General features: G+C 60.6%; 10 protein-coding genes and 2 pseudogenes. 6 read left to right on the top strand and 6 right to left on the bottom strand.

The genetic code is table 11. The features are described 5' to 3' along the window. Nucleotides 1–101: 101 nt before the first annotated feature. From P3T25_RS38345 to P3T25_RS38355, 3 genes are all read right to left on the bottom strand, one after another. Nucleotides 102–1,613, bottom strand: coding sequence for an aspartate/glutamate racemase family protein (locus tag P3T25_RS38345; protein ID WP_429362344.1), 1,512 nt, complete (start codon nucleotides 1,611–1,613; stop codon nucleotides 102–104). Nucleotides 1,614–2,665: 1,052 nt separating this feature from the next. Beyond that, a complete protein-coding gene (locus tag P3T25_RS38350) occupies nucleotides 2,666–2,971 on the bottom strand; it encodes a single-stranded DNA-binding protein (RefSeq protein WP_154567610.1) in 306 nt (101 codons plus the stop codon). 150 nt (nucleotides 2,972–3,121) lie between these two features. Beyond that, nucleotides 3,122–4,030, bottom strand: coding sequence for a LysR family transcriptional regulator (locus tag P3T25_RS38355; RefSeq protein ID WP_429362346.1), 909 nt, complete (start codon nucleotides 4,028–4,030; stop codon nucleotides 3,122–3,124). A gap of 154 nt (nucleotides 4,031–4,184) precedes the next feature. Here P3T25_RS38355 and P3T25_RS38360 point away from each other — a divergent pair, with 154 nt between their 5' ends. Both P3T25_RS38360 and P3T25_RS38365 read left to right on the top strand, forming a co-directional pair. Continuing rightward, a complete protein-coding gene (locus P3T25_RS38360) occupies nucleotides 4,185–4,928 on the top strand; it encodes an SDR family oxidoreductase (protein ID WP_154567612.1) in 744 nt (247 codons plus the stop codon). Nucleotides 4,929–5,015: 87 nt separating this feature from the next. Next, nucleotides 5,016–5,828 (top strand): SDR family NAD(P)-dependent oxidoreductase, encoded by an 813-nt coding sequence (locus tag P3T25_RS38365; RefSeq protein WP_429362348.1) that lies wholly within the window; start codon nucleotides 5,016–5,018, stop codon nucleotides 5,826–5,828. On the opposite strand, the gene P3T25_RS38370 is transcribed toward P3T25_RS38365, so the two are convergent. The 3 genes from P3T25_RS38370 to P3T25_RS38380 all read right to left on the bottom strand — a co-directional run bounded on the left by P3T25_RS38370 (nucleotide 5,825) and on the right by P3T25_RS38380 (nucleotide 9,490). After that, entirely contained in the window at nucleotides 5,825–6,850 is a 1,026-nt protein-coding gene (locus tag P3T25_RS38370) for an aldo/keto reductase (RefSeq protein ID WP_429362350.1), read from the bottom strand. The genes P3T25_RS38365 and P3T25_RS38370 overlap by 4 nt on opposite strands. Nucleotides 6,851–6,889: 39 nt before the next feature. Next, nucleotides 6,890–8,620 (bottom strand): tetratricopeptide repeat protein, encoded by a 1,731-nt coding sequence (locus P3T25_RS38375; RefSeq protein ID WP_429362352.1) that lies wholly within the window; start codon nucleotides 8,618–8,620, stop codon nucleotides 6,890–6,892. Nucleotides 8,621–8,941: 321 nt separating this feature from the next. Further along, nucleotides 8,942–9,490, bottom strand: coding sequence for a DUF4142 domain-containing protein (locus P3T25_RS38380; protein ID WP_266241387.1), 549 nt, complete (start codon nucleotides 9,488–9,490; stop codon nucleotides 8,942–8,944). A 403-nt stretch (nucleotides 9,491–9,893) separates the two neighbouring features. Between P3T25_RS38380 and P3T25_RS38385 the strand changes: the two genes are divergently transcribed. From P3T25_RS38385 to P3T25_RS38400, 4 genes and pseudogenes are all read left to right on the top strand, one after another. Then, nucleotides 9,894–10,871 (top strand): chemotaxis protein, encoded by a 978-nt coding sequence (locus P3T25_RS38385; RefSeq protein WP_429362354.1) that lies wholly within the window; start codon nucleotides 9,894–9,896, stop codon nucleotides 10,869–10,871. 193 nt (nucleotides 10,872–11,064) lie between these two features. Beyond that, nucleotides 11,065–11,319, top strand: a pseudogene (locus tag P3T25_RS38390) (transposase); the annotation flags it as partial. Nucleotides 11,320–11,550: 231 nt separating this feature from the next. Further along, the gene (locus P3T25_RS38395; RefSeq protein ID WP_063495238.1) at nucleotides 11,551–12,906 is read left to right on the top strand and encodes an IS110 family transposase; all 1,356 of its coding nucleotides are present in this window, start codon (nucleotides 11,551–11,553) and stop codon (nucleotides 12,904–12,906) included. 60 nt (nucleotides 12,907–12,966) lie between these two features. Then, nucleotides 12,967–13,160, top strand: a pseudogene (locus P3T25_RS38400) (IS3 family transposase); the annotation flags it as partial.

The following is a 13,160-nucleotide window of genomic DNA, read 5'->3' on the forward strand; positions in this document are numbered from 1 at the left end:
GCGCAGTCGTCAGGAAATGGCGGCGGCGGGAGGGAAATACAAGGTTTTCCGGCGCAGCGCGGGGCCGCGCGCAAGCCGGAACCAGCCGGGTCTGCCCGACCCTAGCCGAAGACGCTTTCCACGTTAAACCGGCCCATCACCGGCTCCGCCGGTTCCGAAGCGGCCTGCGCCACTCCGCTTCCGCCGAGCGCGTAAGCCACGCAGCGTTTTGCCAGCACTTCGGTCGGATCGACAAGCTGCACCACCAAACCATCCGGCCGCTTCAGCGTCGAACCGCGCAGCAGCAGCGGCAACTCGGTGCAGCCCAGCACGATGACCTGCACGCCTTGCGCGACCAGATCATCCACCGCAGCGGCGAGGTCGTCACAGCACTCACCCGACGTGTAGCCCGCCTTGGCGCCACTCGGCCCATAAATCGCGTTCATGAGCCGGGCCTGGGCGGCCGTGGCCGGCGCGATCTGCACGAAGCCGCATGCTTCGAGCGCCTTCTCGTAGACCCGGCTCGCCAGCGTGCCCGAGGTGGCCAGCACACCGACTTCGCGCAGGCTCGGGAAAGCCTCGCGCAGATAATCGGCGGTACAGGTCAGCATATTGACGATCGGAATGGTCAATGCCGGCTGAATCCGATCGACGAACGCATGCGCCGTATTGCACGGAATCGCGATGAGATCGGCGCCGCCCTCTTCGAGCGTCTTGCATGCGGCATAGAGCGCGAGCGTCGGATCGTCGCCGTTACCGAGCAGCGCTTCAGTGCGATCCGGAATCTGCGGATTCTGCTCGACCATGACCTTGATGTGATCCTGATCGCAGGCGGCGGGCGTGTTGCGCACCAGCTTCGCCATGAAATCGACAGTCGCCGCCGGGCCGACACCGCCCAGCACGCCCACCTTGAAACGCCGCTCCGGCTGCGCATATTGCGCCGCTGCGACGTAGCGCGCGTAGACGAGATTGGTATCGACGAACGGCACTTCCAGCGTGCCGAGTGCGCGCGCCACCAGGGGGATTTCGGCGAGTCCGGGTACGATGATCTCCGCGCCTTGCGCAATGAGGTCCGCGCAAGCGGCGCGCAACAACTCGACTGGCCGGCCGTACAGATGCCCGCATTTGATGCCCTGGTCGCCGTACACGGCGCTCGTTACGCAATCGACGCCCGCTTCGTCACGTGGATGCAGCACGTCGAACCGCGCATTGTCGAAATAGCGTTCGAAAAGGCCGTGGCGGCGGATCGTGCCGGAAGTCAGCACGCCGATACGGCGGACCGATGGGAAAGCCTGTCGCACGTGCGCTGAGAGCGCAGCCATGATGTTGGCGATCGGCGGCGCCACGTTCGCCGAGAGTTCGTCGATGAAGGTGTGGCTGAGGAAGCACGGCAGGACGATCGCGTCGACACCGCGTTTCTCGAAGGCGCGAATCGTGTCGAACACGTGGATCTTGAATGGCGCGCTCGCGGCGCCTGGCGTCGCCGGTCCTTGCCACGAATGCTGCTCGAGGACGAAGTCGAACGGCTTGGCCGCGCCGGGCCGGCGCCAGGCCGCGGTCATCCTGCTCAACACGTCGACGCTTGCGAGCGGCGACGCGCCCGTCACCACACCCAGCGAACGATGACGATACATGATGGCTTTCCCCTGTCGTTTTTTCAGTTCGCCTTGATATTAGGATGCTTTCGGGGATTCAGGATGTTGTTAATCACGAAATAGCGGGTTTATGCCTGGCTGAGTGCTTACTGAAGGTTTTCCTGCGGTGGCGCCTGTCCGAATTTTGTAATGGGCTGATTGGTGTTGCTCTTGTTCGGGGCATATGGAACTCAGTTGCCTGCGCGGCGCTTGTTGTCAGTGTTCTTAGGGCTTTGGCCTTTCCTTGATCTGGCTTTGGTGCCTTTCCTTGTATTGTTAGTGGTCTATTAGCGTTGCCCCTGTGCGGGGCAGCACCTACTTCTCTTTGCCGGCTGCAAAGAGAAGTAGGCAAGAGAAAGCAGCTCAAACCGCTAATGCTAAGTGGGGCCCGTGGTCTGCTGCGGGTAGTGGTGCATCTGGAATCCGTGCTCTCCCACGTTCCGCGTTAGTGACAAAGGACTCATCAGCTCCCACTCCGCACTACGTGCGTCGCGGACGGGTCTGCATGGGAAACCAGCGGCTTCGGTTGGCGCAGCGGGGTCCATCGGCTTCGTCTCGGCGAAGCGATGAATGCGAGATTACCGCCGGATATTCGAAGTATTGTTTCTCGACCTCCGACTTATCGCTAGGTCGAACGAGCACGAGTTCGAATTTCGCACTTCGAATAAAACACTGAAGTGCCGAGAGCAATCGAGGCGATACACGCCGAGCCACCACGCCGAATGAGGCGGGAGCGCGAAAACGTAACGGGTGGTTTTAAGAAGTACTCTTCGGCGCGCGCAGCGCCGCCGGAAGTATGACACCCTTGTCACTGGCGCCTGCAGGTGCACGAACCCAGATTCCAGATGCACCACTACCCGTAGCAGACCACGGTGCCCGCTTAGCAGTAGCGGTTTGAGCTGCTTTCTCTTGCCTACTTCTCTTTGCAGCCGGCAAAGAGAAGTAGGTGCCGCCCCGCACAGGGGCAACGCTAATAGACCACTAACAATGCAAGGAAAGGCCAACACCCCAAGAACACAGACAAAAAGCGCCGCGAAGGCAACAAAAAACCATTACCCTTCCCTCAAATACCCCACAAGCACCTTATGCGCAACCATATCCACAGCAGGCTTAATCAACCCATTCTTGTCAGTCCAAACCTTAGGCGTCAACGCGCCACTCAACGCGACGCTATCTGCGTCCGACAGAGCAAGCAACGCCGTCTGCACATCATCATCAAACGCAATCACGTTGACGAAAATCGTATCGCCGTCATTGGTGGTCGCCCGGACCTTGCAGGTCACAAAGCGCTTACCATTCTGCCCCGTGCGGATCTGCGCCTCGCCGTACAAGCGCCCGCCCACCAGTCCATCGATCATCGTCCTGCTCCTGTTTTTCCGTACCGTGCAAAAAGCAATATCGCCCAGCACAGCCCGTATGATCCCACGATACGCAGCGCGGCTTACGCAAAAGCACGGACTGCTCGCACCATATGACAATCGCCGCGCGCACGCGCTGAACTCACACGTTTACCGCGAACCCGTCTGCGCCCCCGCCGCCTCGAAAATATCGCGCAACCATTGCGCAAACACCCGCACCCGCGACGACAACTGGCGATTCTGCGGATACAGCACCGAAACCGGCATCGGCGGCGGCGGGAAGTCCGCGAGAATGATCTTCAGCCGACCCGACGCCAGTTCACTCGCCACACGGTATTGCGGCACTTGCACGATGCCGAGCCCGGCCACCGCCGAGCCGGTGTAGAGATCGGCGCCGGTCACCGACACCGTCGACGGCAGGTACGTGGCGGTATCGCGGCCGTCGATTCTGAATTCGAGCGGCACCGGCTTGCCGGTCGCGCTGGACAGATAGTTGACCGCCCGATGCGTAGACAAAGCCGCCGGATCGGCCGGCTCGCCATACGCCTCCAGATAAGTCGGGCTCGCCACTGTCACTTGCGGTAACTGCGCCACGCGCCGCCCCACCATCGACGAATCCTGCAGATTGCCCGCCCGCAACACGCAATCGATCCCCTCCCGCACCAGATCGACCAGCCGGTCGTCCTCGCCGATCGTCAACTCAATGTCGGGAAACCGCGCGAGAAACGCCGGCAGCGCCGGCACGACGAAGTGCCGGGCCAAGGTGCCCTGCAGATTCACGCGCAATAGGCCCTTCGGCGCGATGTTGGAAAACGAGCCCTCCGCCTCCTCCATATCGGCAATCAGCCGCACGCAGCGCCGGTAGTACGCCTCGCCGTCATGCGTGAGGCGTACCGAGCGCGTGGTGCGTTCGAGAAGCCGCGCGCCGAGCCGCTGCTCCATGCGCTTCATCAGGTTGGTGACGGTGGCGCGCGGAATCTGCAGATCGTCCGAAGCGCGCGTAAAGCTTTGCCGCTCGGCGATCCGGATGAACACCCGCATTTCCTCGAAACGATCCATGGTTGATGCCTTTGTGCCGGGCCGGCGATCCGGCCGCTCGTCGGCCAATTATTGAAGTGAATGGAATGATTATGGCAATTTTAACCAGATTATCTCTTCCACGAAAGCGACCAAGATTCGTTTCACCAACTCACCACACAGAAGGAAACGAATCATGAACACGATCAAGAACGCACAAGTCGCCATCGTTACCGGCGCATCCCGTGGCATCGGCGCAGCGGTTGCACAACGCCTCGCCAAGGACGGCTTTGCGGTTGCCGTCAACTATGCATCGAGCTCGTCGGAAGCCGATGCGCTGGTCGCGGAACTCACGGCGGCAGGCACCAAGGCCATCGCAGTGAAGGCCGATGTGTCGAACGCCGACGACGTGCGTCGCATGTTCGAAACCACCGAACAGCAACTCGGCAAAGTGGACGTGCTGGTCAACAACGCCGGCGTACTGAAGACAGTGCCGCTCGCCGACACCAGCGACGCGCTGTACGACCAGACCTTCGACATCAACGTGCGCGGCACCTTCAACACGCTGCGCGAAGCGGCAGCACGGATGAACAACGGCGGACGCATCGTCAACTTTTCGAGCACGACGCTGGCGCTGAACATGCCGGGCTACGCGATCTACAACGGCACCAAGGCCGCCGTCGAAGCCTTCACGCATGTGTTCGCCAAGGAACTGCGCGGCCGCAACATCACCGTCAACGCGGTGGCGCCAGGCCCGATCGCGACCTCGCTGTTCCTCGACGGCAAGACCGAAGAACAGATCCAGACCTTCGCCAAAATGCCGCCGCTGCAACGCCTCGGCCAACCGGACGACATCGCGTCGGTCGTGTCCTTCCTCGCCGGCCCGGATGCAGGCTGGGTCAATGGCCAGATCCTGCGCGCCAACGGCGGCGTGGCCTAACCCACTTAATCCAGCTTGAAAACACGTAAAGCGCCTCTCTGACAGCACCTTTACGTCGCATCACTTTCATCGAATCGGAGAAGAAAAATGCAGAAGAACGTCATTCTGGTGACGGGCGCGGGTACGGGCATCGGCAAGCTCACCGCACAATCCTTGGCCGAAGCCGGCCATATCGTCTACGCGACGATGCGCGATGTCGAAGGACGCAACAAGCCGCGCGCCGACGAAATGCGGGCGCTCGCCCAAGCGAAGGACATCCAGTTGCATCCGCTCGAACTCGACGTGTTGTCGCAGGAATCCGCCGATGCCGCCGCCGCGACGATCGTCCGAGAGCAAGGACGGCTCGACGTGGTGATGCAGAACGCGGGACATCTGGTGGTCGGCCCGACCGAAGCGTTCACACCCGAAGAAATGGTGAAGGTGTTCGACACCAACCTGTTCGGCGCGCAGCGTGTGAACCGTGCGGTGCTGCCGTATCTGCGCCAGCAGGAAGCGGGCTTGATGTTGTGGATCAGCAGCACGACGACCAAGGGCGGTTTTCCTCCCTTCCTCGGTCCTTACGGTGCGGCAAAGGCGGCGATGGATTCTTTGGCCGTCACCCTCGCCTACGAAATCGCGCGCTTCGGTATCGAAACCTCGATCGTGGTGCCGGGCGCGTTCACTCGCGGCACCGCACACTTCCCTAGCGCCGGCAAACCAGCCGATACCGAACGCGCCGCTGCGTATGCACGTTATGACGGCGTGATGGATCAGATCGGCGAGCGACGCTTGCGATGCGCGACAACAACCTCAGTCGCCGCTATTACAGCGAACTGTTCGCCGCTCCGGCAGAACTCATTAAATAGCCGTCGAGCCGGAGCGCGTGGTAACGCCGTGAAAAAGCCAAAGACGCGTGCTTAAACCGCCTTCGGATTACGCTCGGCAAATCCTTCCTGATGCCAGTACGGATACGCGGGACGTACAGCGCTGGCAGCGTCGAGTTTCGCCACCTGGTCGGGTGTCAGATTCCAACCCACCGCGCCAAGGTTCTGCCGCAACTGTTCTTCGTTACGCGCACCGATCAGCACTGTCGATACAGTAGGCCGCTGCAGCAGCCAATTCAGCGCGATTTGCGGCACGGTCTTCCCGGTTTCGGCCGCAACCTCGTCGATTGCGTCGAGCACCCGGAACAGATACTCGTCCGGCACCGGCGGCCCCATGTCAGAGGTTTTGTGCAGACGGCTCGTTTCCGGCAACGGTTGGCCGCGCTTGATCTTGCCGGTGAGACGTCCCCAACCGAGCGGACTCCACACCACCGCACCCACGCCTTGATCGACGCCGAGCGGCATCAGCTCCCATTCGTAATCGCGACCGATCAGCGAGTAGTAAGTCTGATTCGCGACATAGCGCGGATAGCCGTAACGATCCGCGGTGTCCTGCGATTTCATCAGATGCCAGCCGGAAAAATTCGACACGCCGGTGTAGCGGATCTTGCCGGCGCGCACGAGATCGTCGAGAGTCGACATGACTTCGGCGATAGGCGTCTTCGCGTCGAAACCGTGCAACTGGAACAGATCGATGTAATCGGTTTGCAGACGTTTGAGCGCTGCGTCCACCGCCTGAATCAGATGAAAGCGCGATGAGCCGACATTGTTCGGACCGTCGTCGAAACGGAAAGTCGCTTTGGTCGAAATGATCGCTTTGTCGCGCTTGCCCTTGAGCGCTTCGCCGAGCACCGACTCGGAAGCGCCGCTCGAATAGATGTCGGCACTGTCGAACATCGTGACGCCCGCATCGAAACAGATGTCGAGCAAGCGACGCGCTTCGGCGACGTCGGTGGCGCCCCACGCCTGGAAAAATTCGCCCTTGCCGCCGAATGTGCCCGTGCCGAAACTCAGCACCGGCACCTTGAAACCAGATGCACCTAGATGTCTGTATTCCATTGATGATTCTCCGTGTCCTAACCGTCGATAAACGGACATTCAGTCTACGCGCGTCTCGGCAAACGTGCCGTCGAACCCGGCCAACGCGTCACGCGCGCTTCGAATCACGCTGTCCCAATCACCCAATGCCGGCTGCCGGAACAACCTCGCTTGCGCATACCACGGTGTATCGGTGCGTTCCAGCATCCAGCGCCAGCAGGTGTCGAAACGATTCAGAATCCATACCGGTTTGTCTAGCGCTCCGGCCAGATGCGCGGTGGAGGTGTCTACCGATATCACCAGGTCGAGGTTTGCCACCAGCGCGGCCGTGTCGGCGAAGTCCTCGAGTTCTTCGGTGTAGTCAACGACGTTAGGGGGCGAATCGTTGCGCGGCAACTGAAGCGCAGACGGTCCCTTTTGCAGACTGAAGAACTGCACGTTCGGCACATCGAGAATCGGTGCGAGCCGCTCGAACGTAATCGAACGGCGCGCGTCGTTCTTGCGGAGTTCGGCGACATGCGGCCGGTTTCCGCCAGCCCACACGAGTCCGACCTTCAGGCGCCCTTCTGCCTGTGCTGCGATACGTTCGTGCCATTCACGCGTTGCTTGCGGGTCGGCGAACAGATAAGGCGTCTTTGACGGAATGCTCGCGAGATCGGTCCTGAACGCGAGCGGCAGACTCAGCAATGGGCAGTGACAATCGAACGGCGGTAGTGCCTCGCCCGCTTCGATCAATTGATCCACTCCGTCGAGCGTGGACACTAGCCGTATCAACTCACCCGGCACTTCCAGCACGACTTTCGCGCCGAGCTTCGACACCATCCCGGCATACCGGCAAAACTGCAGCGTGTCGCCGAGACCCTGCTCGGCGTGAAGCAGAATCGTTTTACCGTCGATCGAAAAATTGCCCATCCAAAGCGGTTGCGCAAAGGTGCGCCTGCCTGCTTTGATCCGGCTACGCTCCCAGCGCCATTCGTATTCCTTCCATCCCGCTTCTAGCTGCCCCAGTTGCAGCAGACACAACGACTGGTTCCAATGCGTCTCGGCAGCGACGGGATTGACGGCCAGTGCGCGTTCGTAGCTCTGCAACGCTTGCGCGTGCTCACCGAGATCGACCTGGGTCAGGCCAAGGTTGTTCCAGGCATCGGCAAATGCAGGCGCGAGTTCGAGCGCGCGCTGATAGCTTTGCCGCGCCTCGTCCGCCTGATTCAGATCGCTGAGCGCATTACCGCGATTGCTCCACGCGTCGGGGTAGGTCGGCTGCAATGCGAGCGCGTGATCGCAGCTTGCGAGAGCATCGGCGGGACGGCCCAGATCGCGCAGCACGCAGGCGCGATTGTTCCAGGCTTGCGCGAAATCCGGCATCAAGGCAATTGCGCGGTCAAAGCTGCTGAGCGCTTCGAGCGGCAAGTTCAGGCCGGCTTGCGCGTTGCCGCGATTGTTCAGTGCGTCCGGGAATTTCGATTGCAATGCGATCGCGCGATTGGCGCTCACGAGTGCTTCGTCGAAACGTTGCAAGGCATTGAGCGCATAGGCGAGATTCGAATGGACGGGCGCCTGTTTGGCATTGATGGCGAGCGCCTTGCTGAGGAACTCGATGCCCTCCTCGACACGACCCGCCTGCAGCGCGAGCGAGCCCAACAATTGCAGCGCCTCGAAATGGCGTGGCTTCAGTTCGAGAATCTCACGGTAGAGTTCTTCGGCCTCGGCGAATGCGCCGTTCTGCTGAAGCGCGACGGCTTGGCGAAGCATATGGTCCAACTGTTGCGGGAGATTGGCAGGCTTGCTCATGAGGTGAGCTTTGATGGAATGCGTGTGGAATCGGGAAACCGCTTGCAAGCTTCCTGAGTCGCGGCGGAAGCCACGCGGGTCAGGCCTGAAAGAACGAAGCCGATTATCGCCGAAAAGAACGCGTTTGGACTGCTGTGTGCAAGCGGCCTTGGATGCGCGCGAGCGAGAGGGAGGGCTGCTGGTTTTGGAGGCGTCTTTTTTAGACGTGTTTTTAAGCGTCCTTTTGAGGCGTTTTTCTATGCCGCCTGGTGGCGCGCGTCACGCCGCAACGTGACGCGCGCCTTGATGCGTGGACTGTGCCGGGTGTGTCTAGTGTCCGGCTTACTGCGCAGTCAGATGCTTACGCTTGGCGAGTTCCTGAGCCATCGCGTAGTGCTCCTGGATGGTCGGCAGCGCCTTTTTCGCTGCGTCCTTCAATTGTTCGTCGCGGCCCGAAGCGATTTCCGCCTGGAAGGCCGACAGCGCTTTCTGTTCGCCGGCGAGTGCGACCTGCTCGATGTAGGTCTTGTCGAAGTCGGCGCCGCGCAGGTTATTGATGCTCGCGAGCACCGCCGGGTCCGGATCGTTCTTCGGCACGTCGACGCCACGCGGGCTGGCGGCGCGCAGCGCGTCGGAGATTTTCGCGTTGTCGTTCGACACGCGTTCTGCGAATGCCTTCACGTCCCGGTCGGTGGAGCGCGAAGTGGCGATGCGTGCGGCATCGCGTTGCGTGGAGACAGCCTTGGTGGCGTCGGTGATGAAGGCCTGGTCGGCGGCATGAATGCGAACGGCATCCGGCGCGGCCGCGGTTTGAGCACTGGCCGCGGTAGCGACGACCATAAGGCTGGCCATGCAGGCACTGGTGATGGCGGCGAGAGGCAAGCGGATCATACGTTCTCCTTGGAGTGGAAGCGAAACGACGGCGATGCGAGTGCGCCTTGGCCATTGCACGCGATTGCATTGATACCTTGCAAGTCGCTTGCGACTGGCTAACGGCGCCGCGCTCTTATCGCTGTGCATTCTAGGAGGCGCATCACCCAGCATGTGAAACCATGCTGTCGCTTCTGTAACGTTAGGTAACCTTCATACGAATTTCCTGCTTTTGCTGTAGAGCCGCCGGCCTCTTCCTGCCCTGAATAGCGGCTGGGGGTTAACCAGAAAGCATCGGCAAACCGCCTGAATTCACTGAACTTTCCTGCTGCTGCGCCGATAACAGAAAGGTAGGGCACGCGCCGGGGCCGAACGAACGGTATGCATGGCGCACCACTCGCACCGCAATCCCTGGAGAGATTCGATGGCAGTAGATCACCGCGCGTACGACGAACGCAGCAATCTGACGAGTTCCAATAAATTCGAGTTGTTGCTGTATCGGCTGGGTTCGGTTCCCGGCAGCGACGCGCATGAGCTCTACGGCATCAACGTCTTCAAGGTGCGTGAAATCTCGACGATGCCGCCGGTGACGCCGATTGCGGGTTCTTCGCCGTTCGTGATGGGCGCGGTGGACATTCGCGGCCAGATTATTCCCGTGATCGACTTGCCGCGCCTGATGGGCTGCGAGCCGACGCGCGGCTTGAACATTTTGCTGGTGACGGAATTCGCGCGTTCGACGCAGGCTTTTGCAGTCGAGGAAGTGGACGACATCGTGCGGCTTGAGTGGAACCAGGTGCTTTCCGCTGAAGGCGCGGCCGGTGGCAATCTAGTGACGAGCATTGCACGTATCGACGGCAACACGGGCGATTCGCGGCTCGCCCAGGTGATCGACGTAGAGCAGGTGTTGCGCGACGTGTTTCCGTCACAGCATCCGAGCGTCGACCCGACCTCTGTGGGTGAGGCGCTTGGCATCCGCCCCGGCGCGAAGATTCTCGCCGCTGACGATTCCGGTTTTGCGCGCAAGCTGATCGAGCAGGCGTTGAGCGCGATCGGCGCGGACTACGTGATGACCAAGACTGGCGAGGAGGCATGGAATACGTTGCAGCAGGTCGCGCGTGAAGCGCAGGCTAACGGCACGCGGGTGAAGGACAGTATCGCGCTGGTGTTGACCGATCTCGAGATGCCGGAGATGGACGGGTTCATGTTGACCCGTCAGATCAAAGCTGATGAGCGGACTCGGGATATTCCGGTGATTATTCATTCTTCTTTGACCGGTGCGGCGAATGAGGCGCATGTGAAGAATGCTGGGGCGAATGGGTATGTGGCTAAGTTTGCAGCCGCTGAGCTGGCTAATGCTATTCGTAATGCACTAGGGGCGCCTGCGGCGGAGGGGGTTGTTTGAAGGTTTTCGGGTTGTTTGAAGGTTTTCGGGTTTTTTGCCTTTTGCGGCGCTTGTTGTCAGTGTTCTTAGGGCTTTGGCCTTTCCTTGAATTGCTAGTGGTCTATTAGTGTTGCCCCTGTGCGGGGCGGCACCTGTAGTGGTTCAATGACTGTGGACACCTCTAAAGGGGATAATTCTCCAACTGAGGTGAGCAATGAGCAGACGGAACATTCCTGAAGAATTCAAGGCGGAAGCGGTACAACTGGTGGTCAGCAGGGGCTATTCGTTTACCCAGGCCTGTGAGGCAATGGGCGTGGGCGATACCGCACTGCGTCGCTGGGTAGCGCAGTGGCGTGCCGAGCAGGCAAAGCCGCCGCGCACGACGCTGGAGATCGAGGCGGACGCGCGTCGCATCCGCGAACTGGAAGCGCGAGTGGCCGATCTCGAGAGAGAGCGGGATATTCTAAAAAACCGCCCTACGCGCTTGCGCGCGCCCCTCATGAGTAGAAACTCCCGGGGAGTACACTCGATGCACGCAGAGACAGTGGCCGTAAGCTTCTTGGAGGTATGAACCCCGTCAAAAAACCTGGCCCAGGGGAAGCTGCGGACTCATCTGTGGCGGCGTCTTCGGGCGACCCCGTTTAGGAAATTGATCTATTCCGAGTCCCCGTCCTGCGCCTGATTATCCAGGAGGTGGGTGATGCCAAAAGACCGAACACGATCCAAGCCCTCAGGGTTGCCGATCATTCATCCGTTTGCAGCCGGTATTGATATCGGTTCACGGTTCCATGTTGTCGCCGTGAGTCCAGATCTGTGCGACGAGCCGGTGCAGACATTCCAGGCATTTACGAGCGATTTGCAACGCATGGCGGACTGGCTCGTCGCGACTGGCACAAAGACGGTTGTGATGGAGTCGACCGGCGTGTACTGGGTCGCCGCCTACGAGGTGCTGGAGTCCCGGGGCCTTGAAGTCGTTCTTGCCAATGCACGCGAGGCGCGCGCAGTCCCTGGAAGAAAGAGTGATGTCAACGACGCACAATGGCTGCAGCGACTGCACGCGTGTGGGCTACTACGGGCAAGTTTCCGGCCTGGGCGCGACATCGCGGAATTACGCGCATACCTGCGTTGCCGCGAAAGGCATACTGACTATGCCGCCGCGCATATCCAGCACATGCAGAAAGCGCTGACCTTCATGAATATCCAGTTGCACCACGTGATCACGGATATCACGGGCGTCACTGGAATGCGGATCGTCCGCGCGATCGTCGCCGGTGAACGCGATCCAGACAGGCTGGCGGCGATGCGCGACGTCCGCTGCAAGGAAAGCCTTGAGACCATTCGTAGTGCGCTGGTGGGCAACTACCAGCCCGAGCACGTATTCGCCTTGAAACAGGCGCTTGCGCTGTATGACTTTTACCAGCGGTGTATCGACGAGTGCGATGTTGAGATCGAACGCGCTGTCGCGATTCTCAATATCGCTCATCCGATTCCGGATGCGCCGTTGCCGAAGGCGAAGCATCGCAGCAAGCTGCCCAGCGATCCCAACTTTGATGTGCGCACGGCCATGTACCAACTCGCGGGGACCGACCTGACGCAAATTCACGGCATCGGCCCATTCCTTGCACTGCGCCTGATTGGCGAATGTGGAACGGACTTAAGCCGATGGCCAACCGCCAAACATTTCACTTCATGGCTCACGCTTTCGCCCGGCTGCAAGATCAGCGGTGGCAAGGTGCTGTCATCGCACACGCGCAAAACAAGCAGTCGCATCACAGTCGCCCTGAGGCTTGCGGCGGTGACCGTTGGAAGAAGCAATACCGCGCTTGGTGCATTCTACCGGCGCCTCGCCGGGCGCATCGGCAACGCCAAGGCCGTGACCGCGACGGCGCGCAAGATCGCTGTCCTGTTTTATAACGCGATGCGCTATGGCATGGACTATCGCGACCCGGGTGCGGATCATTACGAGCAGCAGTACAGGGACCGCGTCATCAAACAGCTTCATCGCCGCGCGGCGCAATTTGGGTATTCACTGCAACCTCAGGACTCGCCAGCGTGAAGGTGTGTTTCTTAGGAAGTCTACGGCCTTCTTCGTCAAGGAAATGGATCGCTTCCCGAAGTGATCCGGTCACTGAAGAAGGCCTGGCCGGTGAGCGTGATGTGCGAAGTGACAGGCGTTTCACGTAGCAGCTATTACGCACGTGCCAGGCGGCCAGCAGCGCGCCGTTCGCCGGCAGCGCTGCTGATGGCCGCACGGGAGATTCATCGGGAAACACGCGGCAGCTATGGCAGCCGCCGGATGTCGCAGGCGTT

The organism is Paraburkholderia sp. GAS32 (assembly GCF_050434225.1).
Taxonomy (GTDB): Bacteria; Pseudomonadota; Gammaproteobacteria; order Burkholderiales; family Burkholderiaceae; genus Paraburkholderia; species Paraburkholderia madseniana.